13 protein-coding genes are annotated in these 18,848 nt (G+C 34.4%); 8 read left to right on the top strand and 5 right to left on the bottom strand.

Annotation, left to right across the window (positions count from 1 at the left end):
• Positions 1-89: 89 nt before the first annotated feature.
• From RLT85_RS12985 to RLT85_RS12975, 3 genes are all read right to left on the bottom strand, one after another.
• Complete coding sequence (locus tag RLT85_RS12985) at positions 90-1,580, bottom strand: carboxypeptidase-like regulatory domain-containing protein (protein ID WP_311402473.1); 1,491 nt, start codon at positions 1,578-1,580, stop codon at positions 90-92.
• A 112-nt stretch (positions 1,581-1,692) separates the two neighbouring features.
• Positions 1,693-2,175 carry a 5-(carboxyamino)imidazole ribonucleotide mutase gene (gene purE, locus RLT85_RS12980; protein WP_311402472.1) on the bottom strand — a complete coding sequence of 161 codons (483 nt, stop codon included), beginning with the start codon at positions 2,173-2,175 and terminating at the stop codon, positions 1,693-1,695.
• A 113-nt stretch (positions 2,176-2,288) separates the two neighbouring features.
• On the bottom strand, positions 2,289-3,446 hold the full coding sequence (locus RLT85_RS12975) for a 5-(carboxyamino)imidazole ribonucleotide synthase (protein ID WP_311402471.1): 1,158 nt from the start codon (positions 3,444-3,446) through the stop codon (positions 2,289-2,291).
• Between the two features lie 159 nt (positions 3,447-3,605).
• On the opposite strand from RLT85_RS12975, the gene RLT85_RS12970 reads away from it, so the two are divergent.
• From RLT85_RS12970 to RLT85_RS12960, 3 genes are all read left to right on the top strand, one after another.
• Positions 3,606-4,709: an adenylate kinase gene (locus RLT85_RS12970; protein ID WP_311402470.1), complete on the top strand. Its 1,104-nt coding sequence runs from the start codon at positions 3,606-3,608 to the stop codon at positions 4,707-4,709.
• Between the two features lie 298 nt (positions 4,710-5,007).
• Positions 5,008-6,027: a GTPase ObgE gene (obgE, locus tag RLT85_RS12965; protein WP_311402469.1), complete on the top strand. Its 1,020-nt coding sequence runs from the start codon at positions 5,008-5,010 to the stop codon at positions 6,025-6,027.
• Between the two features lie 280 nt (positions 6,028-6,307).
• Entirely contained in the window at positions 6,308-6,829 is a 522-nt protein-coding gene (locus RLT85_RS12960) for a DUF4136 domain-containing protein (RefSeq protein WP_311402468.1), read from the top strand.
• 23 nt (positions 6,830-6,852) lie between these two features.
• Here RLT85_RS12960 and RLT85_RS12955 read toward each other — a convergent pair whose 3' ends face one another.
• Positions 6,853-13,320, bottom strand: coding sequence for an alpha-2-macroglobulin family protein (locus tag RLT85_RS12955; RefSeq protein WP_311402467.1), 6,468 nt, complete (start codon positions 13,318-13,320; stop codon positions 6,853-6,855).
• 95 nt (positions 13,321-13,415) lie between these two features.
• Between RLT85_RS12955 and RLT85_RS12950 the strand changes: the two genes are divergently transcribed.
• Positions 13,416-14,132, top strand: coding sequence for a tetratricopeptide repeat protein (locus RLT85_RS12950; protein ID WP_311402466.1), 717 nt, complete (start codon positions 13,416-13,418; stop codon positions 14,130-14,132).
• Between the two features lie 195 nt (positions 14,133-14,327).
• Positions 14,328-15,683 carry a UDP-N-acetylmuramate--L-alanine ligase gene (locus RLT85_RS12945; protein WP_311402465.1) on the top strand — a complete coding sequence of 452 codons (1,356 nt, stop codon included), beginning with the start codon at positions 14,328-14,330 and terminating at the stop codon, positions 15,681-15,683.
• On the opposite strand, the gene RLT85_RS12940 is transcribed toward RLT85_RS12945, so the two are convergent.
• A complete protein-coding gene (locus RLT85_RS12940; RefSeq protein WP_311402464.1) occupies positions 15,680-16,129 on the bottom strand; it encodes a DUF1569 domain-containing protein in 450 nt (149 codons plus the stop codon). The two genes, RLT85_RS12945 and RLT85_RS12940, sit on opposite strands and share 4 nt — an antisense overlap.
• A 54-nt stretch (positions 16,130-16,183) precedes the next feature.
• On the opposite strand from RLT85_RS12940, the gene radC reads away from it, so the two are divergent.
• Genes radC through RLT85_RS12925 form a run of 3 tightly spaced genes read left to right on the top strand, consistent with a single transcriptional unit; the run spans position 16,184 to position 18,848 of the window.
• The gene (gene radC / locus RLT85_RS12935) at positions 16,184-16,882 is read left to right on the top strand and encodes a RadC family protein (RefSeq protein ID WP_311402475.1); all 699 of its coding nucleotides are present in this window, start codon (positions 16,184-16,186) and stop codon (positions 16,880-16,882) included.
• A 3-nt stretch (positions 16,883-16,885) separates the two neighbouring features.
• Entirely contained in the window at positions 16,886-18,172 is a 1,287-nt protein-coding gene (locus RLT85_RS12930) for a DUF7033 domain-containing protein (RefSeq protein WP_311402463.1), read from the top strand.
• A complete protein-coding gene (locus tag RLT85_RS12925; protein ID WP_311402462.1) occupies positions 18,162-18,848 on the top strand; it encodes a YjjG family noncanonical pyrimidine nucleotidase in 687 nt (228 codons plus the stop codon). The genes RLT85_RS12930 and RLT85_RS12925 overlap by 11 nt, the downstream gene beginning before the upstream one ends.

Here is an 18,848-nt window from a genome sequence, read left to right as displayed (position 1 = left end):
GAAATAATCCCTTCTTTCCTTCTGAAAAATAATTATATTATTTCCGCTAAAAGTTGCGTTTATAGGTTGAATTCAAGAAGTAATCTTTTTTAATATTCAAATTCCTGTAAATCCTTTTCTGGAGAAATAATGTTGTAGTCTTTCCAGATGTAAGCATTATACTTCTTGATCTTATCGATGAGTACGCCTTCTTTTTCCTTAAAAGAATTAAAAGTTTCGGCGGTAATAGGTTCCGTTTTTACAATTAAAAGTTCTTGATTCGTGTAAGATTCGTTTTCTACTAACAAATCAAACTTAAATTTAATCCGATTGGATCGGTCATCTGTATTTTCTTTAAATTTGAAACTTCGGTTAAGATACACATAATCTTGCGTGCTGCTTTTTAGATAAATAGGATCGTAAGTGTTTTGTGCATTCTTTTTAAAGATGACAATGCCCGTATTTTTATTTCTTCGGTATTTAATGCCCAATAAAAATTTAAGATTCATTCCAGCTGCTTTTTCGCCTTCTTCTAATTCATATTCCGCTTTAATAACTGCAAAAGTTTCCGAAGAAATATAAAGTGTACCATGGTATTTTGCTCTTCCCTTACGCGGAATAAAGTTTAAAACGTACACCATTTCTCCTTGATAGCCCGTAATTTTCTCTTGCGTAAAATCATAAGCTTCAAAGTCCTCTACAAAATCTAATTTTCCAGGGTGTAGATTAGCACTATGCTTCATGCTTCTTGCGTGAGTTGATTTTACGTCTTTGGTAAGAAGAGAATCATTATTTTCTTTTACCCTAAAAGATTCTCCAACTTCTAAAGAATCATCAATAGGTAAAAGTCCCGATTTCACTTTAAAAGTATTTTTACTTTTTAGGTTTTTTGCAATCTTTTCAAAGACTTGAGAAGAAAAATCTTCGGCGTCCCCTGCTTTGGTTTCATCTTTTAGCTGAGTTACTTTTTGTAAATCCACTTTAAGACTGTCTAATGAGGATCCTATAAAGATTTGTGTGTAACTTTCAGAATATGAGGTATTCGTAGAATTTTTATTTACGTTAAGCAAACTGTCTATACTTTTATTAAAGTCTTTACGAACCGATTTGTCTAAAAAAGTAGCTTTATTAATTTCAAACTCCATATCGAGCACCTTGGTAGTCGATTGTTTTCTAGAGAAAATGTCAAATTTCTTTAAACTGTAGGTGTAATTTTTATCGAGATTCTCATTTACTTTGGTCATGATTTCCTCTATAGATAAGTTTCTATTCACTAAAAAAACATTCTCTAACTGGCTCACGTCCTCTTTTAAATAGATCGAACTTTTAGGCTGAAAATCTTTTAGCGCAATTTTTTGTTCTACAAAACCCATAGAGGAAAAATAAAGAGAATCATTTGCCGAAAAGCGATCTACATTAATTTGAAATTCACCCTCATTATTGGTGATTACACCATAATTTTCACCAATCTGTACTGCGGCGTAAGGAATACTCTCCTTGGTTTCTTTAGAGAATAATTTACCTGTGAGTTGTTGAGCAGAAACAGAAAAACCTGTGAGACATAACAGGCTAAAAAACAATAGAGCGTATTTATTTTGCATAATTAGGGTCTAGTTAATAACTATAAATATGCGACTTTTTTATTTACAATTAAATAAAAAAAGCTTTCACGATTTGTGAAAGCTTTTTTGAACCTATTATATTTGTATACACTTATTTTATTTTCTTAGCTCCGTCAATAACTTTTTGCTTTAAACCTTCTTTGTAAGCTAAAATTTTATCTAAAACACTTTTATTTGAAGCCCCAATAATTTGAGCGGCCAAAATACCTGCATTTTTTGCTCCATCTAAAGCTACAGTCGCTACGGGAACACCGCCTGGCATTTGTAAAATAGACAATACAGAATCCCAACCATCGATAGAATTTCTAGATTTCACAGGAACTCCAATCACAGGCAGGGGAGAAAGTGAAGCAATCATTCCTGGCAAATGTGCTGCGCCGCCCGCGCCCGCGATAATAACATTAATTCCGCGTTTGTGAGCATCTTTGCCGTAGTCAAAAAGTTTATCTGGCGTGCGGTGGGCCGAAACAATATCTACTTCCACCTCAATATCAAAATCTTTTAAAATGTCAATGGCTTCTTGCATAATAGGAAGATCACTAGTGCTTCCCATAATTATTCCTACTTTACTCATCTTATGAATTTATAAATTTATTTTTTCTGATTTTTTCATGTGTAATCTGTTCAATCCAATTAAAGCAAACTGAACAATCAGCACTGAAAACTACATTTTTCACTTTTAGTTTTTCATTTTTCACTCACTACTTTTATTTCTTTCTTCACGGCTTCGGCTATTTTTCTAGCTTCATTTAAGTCTTTATTTACAATAGTTACATGTCCCATTTTCCGAAAAGGACGCGTTTGTTTTTTACCATAAATATGCGGAGTAACGCCTGGCATTTGCATAATCTTGTCAATGTTTTGGTACTTCACCTGCCCTTCGTAGCCTTCTTCGCCTACCAAATTTACCATTACGCCCCCCACTTTACTTTCTGTTTCTCCCAAAGGTAAATCTAAAATAGCACGAATATGTTGCTCAAATTGGTTGGTGTAACTGGCTTCAATACTGTAATGGCCACTATTGTGAGGTCTTGGAGCAACTTCATTGACTAAGATTTCATCGTCTTGGGTTTGAAACATTTCTACCGCCAACAAACCCACGTGTTGAAATGCTTCCGATACTTTTACTGCTAACTCTCGCGCTTTTTTCGCTACTGCGGAATCTATTCTGGCAGGACAAATCACATATTCTACCTGATTGGCCTCGGGATGAAATTCCATCTCCACAACTGGATAAGTTTTTACTTCTCCTGAAGGATTTCTGGCCACAATAACCGCCAATTCATTCTTAAAAGGAATCATTTTTTCAGCAATACAAGGCGTATCAGCAACAGGAATTAAATCTTCTTCATCGCGAATAATACTCACGCCTTTTCCGTCATATCCGCCCGTGCAGCTTTTCCAAACAAAAGGGTATTCCCATTCTTTTCTCACCAAAGCTTCGGTAAGATCATCTTTTTCTTTGTACACTTTAAAAGGCGAAGTAGGAATGTTATGATCGCTATAAAAATGTTTCTGAATTCCTTTATCCTGTATTTTTCTCAATACCGCGGCTTGAGGATATACGTTTTTCCCCTCCTTTTCCAATTGCTCCAGCGCATCAACATTAACGCCTTCAATTTCAAAAGTAATTACATCTACATTTCTGCCAAACTGCAAGACCTTATCATAGTCCATCAAGTCTCCTTCCTCAAAATGGTCACAAGCAATTTTGCAAGGAGCTTCGGGATTAGGATCTATCACATAAGTTTGTATATCGTATTTTCTAGTATCATAGAGCATCATCTTACCAAGCTGACCTCCGCCAAGGATTCCTAATTTAAAAGAAGAAGAAAAATAATTCATAGGTGTGGTGTTTGAACAAAAATAAGGTTTCTTGGTTTGTTTGTCCAAGTTTTTTCTTCGGAATAGTGGGATATTAAATTTAAAACAGAATTGGTTTCTAAGAATGAATCTACTTTAAAGCTAAATCTTTATCTTTGCGCCTGAAGATAAGTATCCTGTATGATAAAAATCCACGATCTTTTTTTTAAACCCTTTATCAGCCAACAACAAATTGCAGAGGCAGTAAAAAAAATAGCACAGCAAATAGAAAAAGATTACCAAGACAAAACTCCGGTTTTTCTTGGTGTTCTCAACGGGGCTTTCGCTTTTGTAGCAGCCTTATCTAAAGAATATAGTGGAGATTGTGAAATAGAGTTTACCAAGCTTAGTTCTTATATAGGCACTCAAAGCACAAAAGAGGTACAAAGTCTTATAGGAGTCGAGAATTTGAAAGGTAGGGACGTGATTGTGCTCGAAGATATTGTAGATACAGGACACACTCTAACTAAAATTATAGAAATTTTAAAAGAAGAACAAGTAGCTAGTTTTAAAATTGCTACCTTGTTTTATAAACCCGAAGCTTATCACCAAGCACATACTTTAGATTATGTAGGAATGGAAATACCTAATAAATTTATTGTAGGTTTTGGATTAGATTATGACGGCTTAGGAAGAAATTTACCAGAAGTATATCAATTAAAAGATAAAGAAATGATTAAAATAGTATTGTTTGGTCCTCCGGGAGCCGGAAAAGGAACACAAGCAACCATTCTTAAAGAGAAATATGATTTAATGCATCTTTCTACAGGAGATATTTTTCGTTACCACATGAAAAATGATACGCCTTTAGGAATGGAAGCTAAGTCATACATTGAAAGCGGTCGCCTGGTACCAGATAAGGTTACGGTAGGAATGTTGAAGGATGAGGTGAATAAACAGAAGGAAGCAAACGGTTTTATTTTTGATGGTTTTCCTAGAACAGAAGTTCAGGCAGATGCTTTAAAGGACTTTTTAGCGGAAAAAGGAGAAGAAGTAAATGCGATGATTGCTTTAGAAGTTTCTGACGAAATTTTGGTTAAGCGATTATTAGAACGCGGAAAAACTTCGGGAAGAAAAGATGATGCTAACGAAAAAGTTATCCGAAAGAGAATTAAAATTTATCACGATGAAACCTCTATCTTAAAATCATACTACCAAAAAAAAGGTAAATATTACGGTGTAAACGGGGAAGGAAGTATTGAAGAAATTACAGCGCGTTTAAGTGAGGTAATCGATCAGTTATGATAATTGAATGGTGTTTTTGCACCGTGCTTATTCATGTTTGGTTAGCACTTTAAAGATCTCTAGTAGTCTTAGTAATGGAATTGAGAAAAAAAGTATGTGTAGAGTTTCACCTTTTATATTAGACTTATAATTCTGAAATTAAATAATATTTATAAATTAAGTTATTGCTGGATAAATGGTTGGAATTAAATCTAACTTCTATTATCTAAAAGCGTAGCGGCCAGCCCGAACGTACCTCTTCGGTACGGGCAGGTCTAACATCTTAGTCGGACACGACTATTTTATAAGAGAAGTTAACATGAGAGAAGGAAATTTTATAGACTATGTAAAGTTGCACGTTACTTCCGGAAAAGGAGGAAAAGGTTCTATGCACTTGCACCGTGAGAAGTACATCGATAAAGGAGGTCCAGATGGAGGAGATGGTGGTCGCGGCGGACACGTAATTTTACGCGGAAATAAAAACCTTTGGACGCTTCACGAATTTACATTTAAGAGACATATCAAAGCCACGCACGGTGAACATGGCTCTAAGCAACGAAGTACAGGAGCAGATGGAGAAGATGCTTATGTAGATGTACCTTTAGGAACTGTGGTTAGAGATACAGAGACCGAAGAAATCATCGCAGAGGTGGTTGATGATGAACAAGAAATTATTATTGCTGCAGGTGGCATGGGAGGTCGTGGAAACTGGCACTTTAAATCGTCTACCAACCAAACGCCTCGTTACGCTCAGCCAGGAGTAGATGGTGAAGAACGAGATATTACCTTAGAATTAAAAGTTTTAGCAGATGTAGGCTTGGTTGGTTTTCCTAATTCTGGAAAATCTACATTGCTTTCTGTGATTACTTCCGCAAAGCCAAAAATAGCGAATTATGAGTTTACGACCTTAAAACCGAATCTAGGGATTGTAGAATACAGAGACTATAAGTCGTTTATAGTGGCAGATATTCCCGGAATTATTGAAGGTGCAGCAGAAGGAAAAGGTCTAGGATATCGTTTCTTAAGACATATTGAAAGAAACTCTACCTTATTGTTTTTAGTGCCTTGTGATGTGGAAAGCATCGAAGAACAATATGAAATTTTACTGGATGAGTTAAGACGTTATAATCCAGAATTATTGGATAAAGATCGTGTTTTGGCTATTTCTAAAAGTGATATGCTCGATGAAGAATTGAGAGTAGAATTAGAAAAAGAAGTAGCAAAAGCATTTAAGAAAGTTCCTTATGTATTTATATCTTCTGTAGCCCAGCAAGGTTTACAAAAATTAAAAGATACGCTTTGGGAAGTCTTAAATAAAGAGCCTTTGCAAAAAGATTAACTGTTAAGAATACGTTACATCATAAGTAGCTGCTTTATTTTTAGTATTTTTAATTAGTGTTGTTCGGTTAAAACATTGAAAGTGATAGCAGTTTTAATAATGAAATTGAAAAATGAAGTATTTGTAGAATTGCACTTTACTTCCTAAATGATGCTAATAATTCTAAAATTTAAGCTATTTTCTACTATTTTGTTGAGATTAAATCTAACTTCTATTATCTAAAAGCGGAGCGGTCTAACATCTTAGTCGGATACGACTAATTTTAATTAAATATTAAACTATGAAGCAGCTATTCTTTTTTCTGGGTATGATAAGTTTGATCTCTTGTGGCGGACCCAAAGCTTTCTACGACTACGATGAAAAAATGGACTTTGAGCAATGCCAAAATTTTTCTTATTACACCAATATAGAATCTGGACTTAGCGAATTAGACGAAGAACGATTTATGCAAAGTTTGTCTAAATCCTTGAAGAATCAAGGCTACCAACAAAGTGAAAATTCTGATTTTAGAATCAATTTTTATGCCGAATTTTTTGAAGAACGCAATAACAATACAATAGGAATAGGTGTTGGTAGTGGAGGCGGAGCTGTTCGAGGCGGAATATCTGGCGGAATCCCACTTGGAGGAATCAAGCAGTTTATAAGTCTTACCATAGAATTTACCAATGCACTTAATGATGAACTTTTTTGGCAAGCCGTAGTAGAATCTAAATTTGATAGAGAGCTTTCGCCGAAAGAACGGGAAGAAGCTTTCTTAGAAATTGCTAAAAAAGCACTGGAAAATTTCCCTCCCGAAAAATAATTTACTTCCTTATTATAGTTACATTACTTCACTTCTAGTCGAGTTCCTTTAGTTTGTACCGAAAATTCTGGCGCATATAAACTTTGAAGTCTTATCGTTCCATTAGAGAAATCTCCTTTAGTATTCACTTTTAGGCTGTACTCAAGCACATAAGTTCCCTTTCTTAGATTGTCAAAGAAAAAGTGGGTAGCTACATTTTTGGTGCTTTGGTAAAATGCCAAGCCATCTTGGTATTTATATTTTGAAATCACATCAACAGGCTCTAAACCTGCCGCTCGCATATCTTTTAAGTGCATAAAACTAAACGATTCTTTTGCAGTAATCACCAATCGGACTACCAGCATATCGCCTAAGTTTAAATTTTGTCCATTTATGGGTTCTAAGGTGCTTCCCTCGTTGGTTTCTACTTTTTTATACAAGTTCTTCTGAATAGAGATTTGCTCTTGCTGATTTCCTTTAATTTGATCTGACTCTTCAAAATATTGCCAATATAGTCCGCCGTATTGTGCAGTTTCTGATGTATTATTAATTTCAACTTGCGCCATTTTTGGCGTAATTTCTTCCGTAGAAAAAGAAGTTTTAAAGTATCCTGTTTTCGCTTCGATAGATTTGGGAGTGATTTTTTTGTCTCCTATATTAATGGAGGGGAATTCTACTTCAGCAGTATTTGTGCCGTAAGTTAAGAGTGCATAAATAGCTTCGGTAGTGGCTTTGGTAGATTTCCAAGCTTCGGTTTTTTTGTTTCGCAATAACCAAGTTTTTAATTGCTGAATGTTTTCTTCGCTCTTTTCAATCTCATTAAAAGCTTCCATCGCTAATGCTTGCGTGGCAATAGCGTCATTAAACCAAGCATAGCTATTGGTGAGTTCTTTCCAATACATTCCGTAGTTAGAATTGATTACCGCGTTTTGTTTTAATGATTCTAGAATGCTTTTCGCTAATTTTTCATCTTCAAAACGATGTGCAACGATGGCAAGCGTCACCTTCGATTGTATGGATAAACTCAGCCAGTCCTCTTGGTAATGCTTCAGCAATTCATCACCATACTTTTTCATTTCTGGTTTAGACTGAGCTTTTTCAAAGCTGCGTGCATAAAGATAATGAAGTTCAAAACTAGAATAATCCTCCGCCTCGGTTTTTAAGAATTTCTTATCTAGGTAATTAATTAATTTACTTTTAATTTTTTGGTATTTAGAAACGTCAGAAAGCGCTGGATTGATGTTTTCCAACCTTTCCATACTTATTAAAATGTATAAGGAGATAGAAAGATTTTCTCGCCCTCCAGTAAACCAAGAAAAAGCACCAGAACGCAATTGCATTTGTTGTAGTTTAACTAAGGTCTTTTGTGCTCTGTCGCTTGCTTTTTTCGCATCGAGTAATTCAGCAAGTCTCTTTTGCTGCTCTTCTTGCGATTGCGCCGTTTTTAACCAAGGCGTTTCTTGAATAAGAATATTTTTGAGTTCTTCATTCTTGTTAAGCTCAGAGATTAAGCTCTCATTTTTCTCCCATTCTTTTAAAACCGATTGAATCTCGGGATTTTGTTTAAGAAGAAATTCGGCAAGATTATTAGCAAAAAAACGAGCAAAAGTTTGTTCAGAGCATTCATAAGGATATTCCACCATGTAAGGAAGAGCTTTAATGGCGGTCCAAACAGGATTGCTGGTATATTCAAAAATAAGTTGATGATTCTCTAGAGTAGGAGACTTATTGTTTTTGAGATTCTCTAAGCTAAACGATTTGGACTCTTTGGGATTGAGCCAAATGGGTAGACTCTCGGTGATAAATATGCGGTTGGTAAGCACCGGAATCACATTTTCTTCTCCATCAGAAAAATTTCCTGCTTTGGCAACAATGCGATAACGTACTGCAGATAATCCTTCGGGGATGGCTAACTTCCAGTTGACTTCGGTATTTCCTTTAGAAGGAATGCTGAAATTCTTTACGGAAGAAGCATCTACTATAAGCGGTATTTTTTCTTGAGTAAGTTCATCAGTAAATTCTAGTTGAATAATTCCGTTAAGGCTTTTATCGGCTAGATTATTCACCTTGGCGGAAATAATAATACTATCCTTACTTCTAAAAAAGCGTGGTAAATTAGGAATTATATTGAGGTCTTTTTGCGTCATACTGGTTAAATCTAACTTCGCCTGATGTAGATTTTTATCGTGAGCAAAGGCCTGAAACTTCCAACGCGTCAAAGCTTCCGGACTTTTAAAGGTAAAACTGATTTCTCCTTTCTTATTGGTTTTTAACTGCGGAAAGAAGAAAGCAGTCTCCTGCAAATTGGTACGGGTTTGTACTTGCTGTAACTCTTTAACCGCTTTTTTAGTGGTAATAGAAATTACTCCGTTGGCACCCTGACTTCCATAAAGAGCGGCTCCATTGTTACCTCTAATTGTATTAATATTGCTTATGAGATTGGGATCCATAGCTTTAAAATCCTCGTCAGTTGCAATAATGCCATCTATCACAATTAAGGCCTTTTTATTTCCACTTAATGACCGGTTTCCTCTTAAAACAATATAGGTGCCTCCATTAGAAGTTGATTGTATTTGTAATCCTGAAACTTTACCGGCTAAACCTTTTACCGCATTTGGGTTGTTAGCAGTCATTAAATCTTCCATAGTTACTATTTGGTTGGCAGCTAGCAGCTCGTCTTTTCTTCGTTTAGTGCCTAAAACAGTAATAGTTACATCTTCTAAAGCATTTCCCGCTTCCATCATCACTTCTAGTTTTTGTGGCTGGTCTACTTGTATAGCTTGTGTATTAAAACCTATATAAGAAAAAATTAAAGTTAGATTTGGTATAAAGTCCAAAATAAATTTTCCTTCAAAATCGGTTTGTGTTCCTTGTGAGGTTCCTTTATAAATAATGTTTACTCCAGGAAGCGGTAATCCTTGATCATCTCTAACCCAACCTACAATTTTATTTTCGTGGTTACTATTTTTTTGAATGAGAGAATTGGTATAGATTTTTTGATGATAGCCTGTATTTGTAAAATGATATCCAAAATGCTGTAGATTGGTATATCTTAGCTTAGAAAAGAAAAAATAATTAAGAAGTTTAAAGTTTTTCCTTCGGCTAGAAGCCTCATCTTCTACGTCAGCATATTGTTGTCTTAGGTTGGGAAAGTAATAATTAGTACGTTTATTTCTTTCTTGGTATAATTGAGGACTCCAATCGTGTGCTTTAAATTGATCTAGAGAAGCGTCGTACATGCTTGCCAAAACTTCTACCTCTGCAGCTTTGTTATTTTGATCTACTACTTTTAACTCCCAAGTTTCTTCGTTTCCAGGTTTCAATTTGTCTTTAAAGCTCATTACTTCAAACTGAAGTGTCTTTTCCTCCTTTTTCTTTTTAGGAATAGAAACAGATTCTGTTTGTTGTTGCGAAATTCCTTGAGTAGTTAAAGCGTATCTCAACCCAACATTTTCTATGTTTTTAGCAACTTCTATAGCAATTATATTATCTCCCTTTTGAAGCTGAATGTATTTTTTTAACTGAAGCTTTTCAGAATAATTCACTTCCAAAAGGATGTTTAAACCTTCTATGGGAGTATAAAAATGAGCTTTAATAAGATTCTTTTTTTTCCTTTTCTCCACTTCAGAAGAGAAGGTCACAAATTCTGTATTTTTTAAATTGTCTTCATCTTTCGTATTACGCAATTGTAGAGCTAGAGAAGTGGTAATGCTATCCTCTAATTCATCTTTTCCTTTAAACTGAAGTAAATATTCACCAGAACTAAGCTCGTTCTTCCAATTATTGTAATCAAATTCTATCTGATCTTCAAAGTTGAGATCGATAGTTTTTACAATCTCTTTTTGCCAATGTGCTTTTACATCTAGACTATCGTAAGCAAAATAAGGATAATGTTGCAAAAATTTTTCTTTAGGAATACGCTGAATATCTGGAGTTTTCCAAGGCCGATTGTGAATGATTCGTTGAGGTGTTTGATATTGATATACCAAGAGCTGTCCCGAAACTTTTATAGGTTTATCATTAAAATCTTTTGCCAAGAGTCTCAGTTTTTGGTCTTCTTGCAGCTGAATTTGTCGCGGAGATATAATTTGTACTTCGCCAGCGTGATAACCAAATTTAAGTTGCTTTCTTTGGAATTGTGTTTCCCCATTAATATCGGTGATAGAAGTGGAGATAGAATACGTAAATACAGGCTTAAATTTTTGAGCGACAAGACTATCTGGAGCCGCTTTAAAATCAAGCGCAAACTCTCCTTTGTCGTTCGTAGTAACCGTCCCTGAAGCTATTCTCGTACTTTCTACCGGAATAAACCTAGAGCTTTGTCTATACAGCTTATTGCGATTTAACGAGCGGTTAATTTCATACTTTACCTTTGCGTTGCTAAGATTACCGCCAAAGAAAGCAGCGGCTTTTCCCTTTAATGAAATAGAGTCGTTTAAAAAATAAGTAGAATCTAGTGAAAGAAGCTCCACTTCAAAAGTAGGACGCTTGTATTCTTCCACGCTTATCGTGGTGGATTGTTCGTAGAAATTGGAGCGATTGGTGAGAGAGTCATCATCAAAAGATTCGTCTACTAATAACCGGTAGCTTCCCGTAAGTTTATTATCAGGAATAATTAGTTCTCCCGATGCCGATCCGAATTCATTAGTGATTAAATTTATTTCTTGCACTTTGTTGTGGTTAGGGTCTTTTAACAATAGATATAGCTTTTGATTGGAAAGCACTTTTCTCTCCTTTTCATTCTGAAAGGAAAGAATTACCTTATAATACAGAGTTTGTCCAGGTCTATAAATGCTACGATCGGTCAAAATATGAATTCTTATATCTCCAGCATCTTGAGTGTCTTTTTCATATTTTTTTGAGAATCTTACGCTGCTTCTCAAACTGTCTTCACCTTTAATCAATAACATTTTTTTAGAATAGTTCTTATCCTTTCCGCTTAACACCACAAAGCCTTTCTCATCTGTTATATATTCTTCATTGCCAAGGATGTTTACATTAACTTTAGAAAGTGGTAAGCCTGTTTTTTTGCTGTGTACATACAAATGCTGTTGGTTATCATAATCATACAAGTTATAGGCTAAATCGGTAATATGTATGAGATGATATTCATACCTATCTTTTTTTATATCTAAATTTTCTGTAGTGCTAAACACACGTAAATATTGTCCAGATTTTAAGGGCGTAGATAAAAACTCGGTGCTGTAAACATAATACGGATCTGTATTTGGAATTTTAAAAGATTCTGTATGAATTGCTTCTTGCGTTTCTAGTGTTTTTTTTACAAGACTATCTCTTTTGTGATAACTATAATCCGCTGTGGAAATTTTGTATACAGATACATATAAGGAATCTATGTTTTTGGCTTTAATCTGCGTTAAAATGGGATGATTAGGTAAAGGGCTTTGCTGCGTTGAGGCAGAGAATGTACTAGAATTAATTTTCTTTTTTAGTTTTAGGGCTTCTCTTTCAGGAATAGTGTTTCCCTCTAAAGATAAAATGTATTCAATTTGCGCTAATGCTTTTAGTGGGTAATTGTGATGTTTTTTTCTATCTGCATTTTCAGTATAAAATTTAGCAAGATGATAGGCAATCCAGACTTTTTCTTCTTCTGAAGTGGTATTTGCTAAGTAATTTTTTAATGCTTTTAGGTATTCGGATTGGTTGTCTTCGTAATTTCCATGTTCTGCCAAGAATTTGAATCGGTCTAGCGTAACAATACAAACCGAAAGACTGTTGTTTTCTTGTAAATGAGCCTGCATTAAAGTTTGATATATTTTTAGACTTTTAAAGCGTTTGGAAGAGGTATTTTCTGTCTTTAATTGAAGCTGACTAAATTTAGTTGGAAGACCAAAAAAATCAAGGTTATCTAAAATAAAATTGCTTCCTGAAAAATCATAATTTTGAACCGGTTCTATAGCTTTAAGATATCGAAACGCTAAAAGATCTAAAAGACTACTTTTAAAACGATCATAATTATCACCATAAGAGAGAATTTCTTTGTAATCGCTTAACGGAATTTTTATAAGCTCATCTTTATGCATTAAAGATAGCTCATAATAAGCATCAATATTTTTTTGAAAAGTTTCTTGGTCCCAAGTGGTAAACTTGTTTTCTAGACTATCAATTTTTGTACGGTTTTGAATACGATAGCGATGTTGATTATAATATTGCGTTAAGCTTTCGGCTAAATAAGAAGATAAAATATTCTTTACAGGAAAAGATTGTTTCTCAATCTCTCTCGTAAAATCTTGATACACTTCCTCTATACTATTATCTTTTAAAAGTAGTTTAAATTTCTCTACATATAAAAATGCCTTTATAAACTGATGCGGGTTTTCTTTTCTATTAGCTTTCTTCAATATCTTTTGAGACTTTTCAAAAGCATCCATAGAAAAGCCTGCTCTTTCATCCTGTTCTACTTTGTCCCACCATCGATCAAATTTTTTTTGAGCGAAAACAGTGGAGCTAAAACATAAACAAAAAATTAAAAGAGAGAGTTTTTTGAGCATGGCACAGTATTTTCTCTAAAGTTATAAAAATTATAATTCTATCTTGCGACTTGATTAAAATGAAATTGTTGTATAGAATTTTGAAAAACTAAGGTATGCGCTCTATTTTTTTTCTTGTGGTATGGACTTCTTTTTCGATGAATGCTCAAAACTCTTTTAATGAGGGAGTGCAGCATGTTAAAGCAGATAACTTTACGGAAGCCTTACTAGACTTTAACAAAGTTACAGATGCCGAAGAGAACTATTGGGAAGCACAAGAACATATAGCAGATATCTATTCGCACCAAAAAAAATGGAACGAAGCAGTTGAGATTTATGAAGTACTTGTAGAAAATTTTCCGCAGAGCGCTTCTCATAATTTTAAATATGGTGGAGCTTTAGGAATGAAAGCGCTAAGCTTAAGTAAAATGCAAGCTGCGTTTTACATTTCAGATATTAAATTTCATTTAAAAAAAGCAGCAGAATTAGACCCCAATCATATCGAGGCTCGGTGGGCGCTTACCAAGCTTTATATGCAATTACCAGGTATTCTAGGCGGCAGCACTGCTACTTCTTATGAATATACAGACCAGCTGCTTAAAATTAGCCCCGTAGATGGTTGGTTATCCAAAGGCTATGTAGCCAGCGAAGATGAAAATTATAAAGCAGCCGAAAACTATTATAAAAAGGCACTTGAGGTTGGAGGCTCAGTGACCTGTTACACAAAACTAATTCAGTTATACGAGGAAAAACTCAGCAAGCGAGAAGAAGCACAGCAGTTAAGAAAAGAAGCCCAAAAACAGCATCCCACCCATAATTGGACTAAAAACTAATTCTATTTTCAAGAAAGGGTTCGAATTTTATATCTTTACCTTTTTATAGAGATGGGTAGTTATTTTGAGAGATAATCGATATCTAGTTTGTTAGATTGAGCGCCAGCCCAAAAGAATTATTCTGGCGGGGAGTTGGAATCTACTTTTTACAACTCAAAATTTACCTACTGTCTTTTAATTGCTTAAACAACAACTATGCGAGTACATTTTATAGCGATTGGAGGAAGTGCGATGCACAATTTGGCATTGGCGCTTCACCATAAAGGCGAAACCGTTTCTGGAAGTGACGATGCGATTTTTGAACCTTCAAAAAGCAGACTTCAAAAATATAACTTACTTCCAGGAGAAATGGGATGGTTTCCCATTAAAATCACTTCAGAATTGGATGCAGTAATTTTGGGAATGCACGCAAAATCAGATAATCCTGAGCTTTTGAAAGCACAGGAAATTGGTTTAAAAATATATTCTTACCCAGAATTTCTTTACGAACATAGCAAAGAAAAAACCCGCGTAGTGATTGGCGGTTCTCACGGTAAAACCACCATTACTTCGATGGTTTTGCACGTGTTGCATTACCACAATCTCGAAGTAGATTTTATGGTTGGCGCCCAATTAGATGGTTTTGAAACTATGGTGCACCTAACCAAAGAGAATGATTTTATGCTGTTAGAAGGAGATGAATATTTGTCTTCAGCAATAGATAGACGTCCTAAATTTCACTTATATAAAGCCAATATTGCTTTGCTTAGCGGAATTGCTTGGGATCACATTAATGTATTTCCCACGTTTGAAAACTATAAAGAACAATTTCAGGTTTTTGTAGATACCATGGTCAATGGAAGCATTTTAGTGTATAATGAGGAAGATCCAATAGTTGCTGAAGTTGCTGAAAATGCGACCAAACCCACCCGAAAACATGCCTACCAAACGCCAGAATATTTTATTGAAGAAGGAGAAACGTATTTAGTAACTCCAGAAGGCGATATGCCCATAGAAGTTTTTGGAAAACACAATTTAAATAATCTTTCCGGCGCCAAATGGGTGTGCCAACATATGGGAGTTGATGAGGAGGGTTTCTATGAGGCAATAAGTACGTTTAAAGGGGCTTCTAAGCGATTAGAAAAAATAGCCGAAACGAACTCTGCTACAGTTTATAAAGATTTTGCCCACAGTCCGTCAAAAGTAGTAGCCACTACACAGGCGGTAAAAGAACAATTTCCACAGAGAAAATTAGTTGCTTGTTTAGAGTTACACACGTATAGCAGTTTAAACGCCGAGTTTTTAAAGCATTATAAAAACACGCTGGATAAAGCAGAGGAAGCGGTTGTTTTCTACTCTCCCGAAGCGGTAGCGATTAAAAAACTGGAAGAGGTTGACGCAAAAGATATCGAAGAAGCATTTCAACATTCTAACTTGAAAATTTACACAAATCCGCAGTTATTTCGGGAATATCTAAAAAATAAAGATTTTAAAGACACTACTTTATTATTGATGAGTAGCGGAAATTATGGAGGTTTAGACTTTGACACGATACATGAGTTTTTAGGTTAAATACCAAATTGTCTAAAATGATGGTCTAGATGTTTGTATTGCATTTTACCCCATTGGTCTTTGGTAAAGCTTCCAAATATAGGGTGCGGTGTCCATTGTTCTTGGCTATTCTTTACATGAAATTCTTTTATTAAGCGGAATAAATTTTCTTTCTCTACATCAAAATTTTTAGGGGAGGTTATTTTTAGTTCTTTAGCCGTGGGTAGGTTTTGTTTCCAAGCTTTATCATTATACATAGAGCTTTTTATAAATTTTGCTAATACGCGCATGTAGAAAGGAGGTTTTTCTATTTGTTCTTTCTCCAACGCTATTGATAGAGGTTTTTGGCAATGGTGTAGCATTTGGGCTACTTGCATTTTACCCCATTTTCTATTAGAATTTTTAGAAATAGTTTCTAATCGTCTATTTATCTCTAGGTAAGTTTCACTGTTGAATAAGGATTTCATAAAAAATCTATTTTTATAAAAGTAAGATATTATTTTTTGTGCTTATCTTTAGAAATGGAAGAATACAAAAACTCCTTTTCGATTAAACAATGGGCAGAAGGCGATCGTCCGCGAGAAAAATTAGTATTAAAAGGAAAAACGGCTTTAAGTGATGCCGAATTAATTGCCATTTTAATAGGTTCAGGGAATCGAGGAGAAAGCGCCGTGCAACTATCTAAAAGAATCTTACAAGCTTCAGAAAATAATTTAAACCAACTCGGGAAGGCTTCCGTAAAGCAATTGATGAAGTTTAAAGGAATAGGAGAGGCCAAAGCGATTTCTATAGTCGCAGCCTTAGAATTGGGAAGAAGACGAAGGGGGGAAGAGGCTTTGCAACGAAAGAAAGTCACTTCTAGCGATTCGGTTTATGAGGTGATGCAACCTATAATTGGAGATCTAGATCACGAAGAATTTTGGATCTTGTACTTAAACAATTCCAACAAAATATTGCAGAAATTACAATTGAGTAAAGGCGGTATTACAGGCACCATTGTAGATGTGCGTTTGGCATTTAAAAATGCCTTAGAGATAGGTGCAACTGCTGTAATTTTAGCACATAATCATCCTTCGGGAACTCTTCAACCCAGTACTGCCGATAAACAACTCACCCAAAAGCTAAAAATAGCTGGTGAAAGTTTAGATATAAAAGTATTAGACCATCTTATAGTCACTCAAAAATCTTATTTTAGCTTTGCCAATGAAGGACTATTGTAGCTTATGTTATTAATTTACGTTAAAACACTTACGCCCAGAATTAACTATACTTTTAAACAGGTATGCGGAAATATTTTGGGGTATGAAGTAACATTTACGTCCAAAATTGAAAAATTTGTTGCTTATGAAGGCAAAAAGCTTTCGTATGGGAAACAAAAAATGGGGAATGAATTTTTTATACAAGCAGCAGGTCTTTTAAATGAGCAGGGTTTTAGTGATTTAGATTTAAAGTTTCACTCTTGGGAGGGTGTTACCTGTTTTTTTAAAGCTTCAGATCGTAGCGATGTACCTTTTGATATATTTTCGGCAAGCTTTTATCTATTAAGTAGATACGAAGAATACCTACCCCATGTAAAAGATTCTTTTGGAAGATATCCTTATAAAGAAAGTATTGGTTACAAACACGATTTTTTAGAACAACCCGTAGTAGATCTTTGGGCGTACAAGTTTAACAGTTTGTTGAATGAACGCTTTTCTAAAGATAAATCTGTTAATCGGAAATTTCAAAATAAAAATATTCTAGCAGTTTCTGAAGCTTATAGATTTAGAAAAAAGGGACTAGTAAGAAGTATAGGCGCTAGTTTACGAGATGTGTTTAAGCTGGATGTAAGTAATTTTATAGAACGATTTAAAGTATTGTTTTTTATCAGTAAAGATCCTTATGATATTTATGACGGCTTGGTAGAAGAGTCGCATCAAAATCATTATAAATGGCATTTTTTATTTCAATTAAGTAATTATTCTATTTATAGTAAAAACGTTAGCTATAATAAAATAAAATACCATTCTCTTATAAAATCTATGGGAGATTATGGAGAAATAGGAATGTTACCCGGTTATGAGTCTTTGCATAATTTTTCAATTTTAAAATTAGAAAAAAAAAGGTGGGAATCTATCGTAAACCGACCTTTAAAAATAGTAGGAAGCTATAATTTTGGATTAAATTTGCCCACGCTCTACAATAATTTTGATAAGCTAGAGATAGAACAAGATTTTTCTATGAGTTACTCAGAAGCAGTAGGGTTTAGAGCCGGCACCTGTACCTCTTATTTATATTATGATATCAATTTTGAAAGAATTTCTCCCTTGGTTTTAGAACCTGTAGTTTTTAATAGTAATTGCATTAAACACCACACTTTTTTCGAATTAAAAACGCAGTTGGAAAAGGTAAAGGAAGATGTTATGAAAGTAGAAGGTTCTTTAAATATACTAATGAATAATAAAGATTTTGAGGACTGGAATAAAGAGAAAAAGTACTTGAATTTGATAACCTATTTGAATGAAAAATAAAATTACAGACATTTTCTTTGATTTGGATCATACGTTATGGGATTTTGAAAAAAATTCTGCGCTCACGTTTCAAAAGATTTTTTTAAAAAATAAACTCGATGTAAATTTGGATCAGTTTTTGGAGTCTTATATTCCTATAAATCGTAAGTATTGGATTCTGTTTTCTCAAGATAAGGTATTAAAAGAAGATTTGAAGTATAAAAGGCTACAGGAGTCTTTTTCGAAAATAGAGTATAAAATAGAACAAAAGTTGATTCAGCAACTTTCTGAAGATTATGTAGTGCATTTATCAGATCATAATTTTTTATTTGATGATGCGCATGAAGTGCTAAAAAATCTAAGTTCTACTTACAAACTGCACATCATCACTAATGGATTTAAGGAAGTACAGCATTTGAAATTGAAAAATTCTAAAATTGATCATTATTTTAATATCATTATAACTTCCGACGATGTAGGTGTTAAAAAACCCCATCCCTTTATATTTGAAAGCGCCTTGGGAAAAGCCAATGTAAATGCTAGAGCAAGCTTGATGGTGGGAGATAACTTAGAAGCAGATATATACGGAGCGGAGCGTGCAGGAATAGAAAGTGTTTTGTTTGATCCAGAGAATAAAATAGACCATAAGGGTCTTAAAATTAAAACACTAAAAGAATTAGAAACTTTATTAAATTAA

The organism is Mesonia ostreae, assembly GCF_031845265.1.
GTDB lineage: Bacteria > Bacteroidota > Bacteroidia > Flavobacteriales > Flavobacteriaceae > Mesonia > Mesonia ostreae.
This window is presented reverse-complemented; position numbering and strand designations above follow the sequence as displayed.

Coding starts and splice junctions, on each gene's coding strand:
- RLT85_RS12985 (WP_311402473.1), bottom strand. CDS start 1,580: ATGCAAAATAAATACGCTCTATTGTTTTTTAGCCTGTTATGTCTCACA.
- purE (WP_311402472.1), bottom strand. CDS start 2,175: ATGAGTAAAGTAGGAATAATTATGGGAAGCACTAGTGATCTTCCTATT.
- RLT85_RS12975 (WP_311402471.1), bottom strand. CDS start 3,446: ATGAATTATTTTTCTTCTTCTTTTAAATTAGGAATCCTTGGCGGAGGT.
- RLT85_RS12970 (WP_311402470.1), top strand. CDS start 3,606: ATGATAAAAATCCACGATCTTTTTTTTAAACCCTTTATCAGCCAACAA.
- obgE (WP_311402469.1), top strand. CDS start 5,008: ATGAGAGAAGGAAATTTTATAGACTATGTAAAGTTGCACGTTACTTCC.
- RLT85_RS12960 (WP_311402468.1), top strand. CDS start 6,308: ATGAAGCAGCTATTCTTTTTTCTGGGTATGATAAGTTTGATCTCTTGT.
- RLT85_RS12955 (WP_311402467.1), bottom strand. CDS start 13,320: ATGCTCAAAAAACTCTCTCTTTTAATTTTTTGTTTATGTTTTAGCTCC.
- RLT85_RS12950 (WP_311402466.1), top strand. CDS start 13,416: ATGCGCTCTATTTTTTTTCTTGTGGTATGGACTTCTTTTTCGATGAAT.
- RLT85_RS12945 (WP_311402465.1), top strand. CDS start 14,328: ATGCGAGTACATTTTATAGCGATTGGAGGAAGTGCGATGCACAATTTG.
- RLT85_RS12940 (WP_311402464.1), bottom strand. CDS start 16,129: ATGAAATCCTTATTCAACAGTGAAACTTACCTAGAGATAAATAGACGA.
- radC (WP_311402475.1), top strand. CDS start 16,184: ATGGAAGAATACAAAAACTCCTTTTCGATTAAACAATGGGCAGAAGGC.
- RLT85_RS12930 (WP_311402463.1), top strand. CDS start 16,886: ATGTTATTAATTTACGTTAAAACACTTACGCCCAGAATTAACTATACT.
- RLT85_RS12925 (WP_311402462.1), top strand. CDS start 18,162: ATGAAAAATAAAATTACAGACATTTTCTTTGATTTGGATCATACGTTA.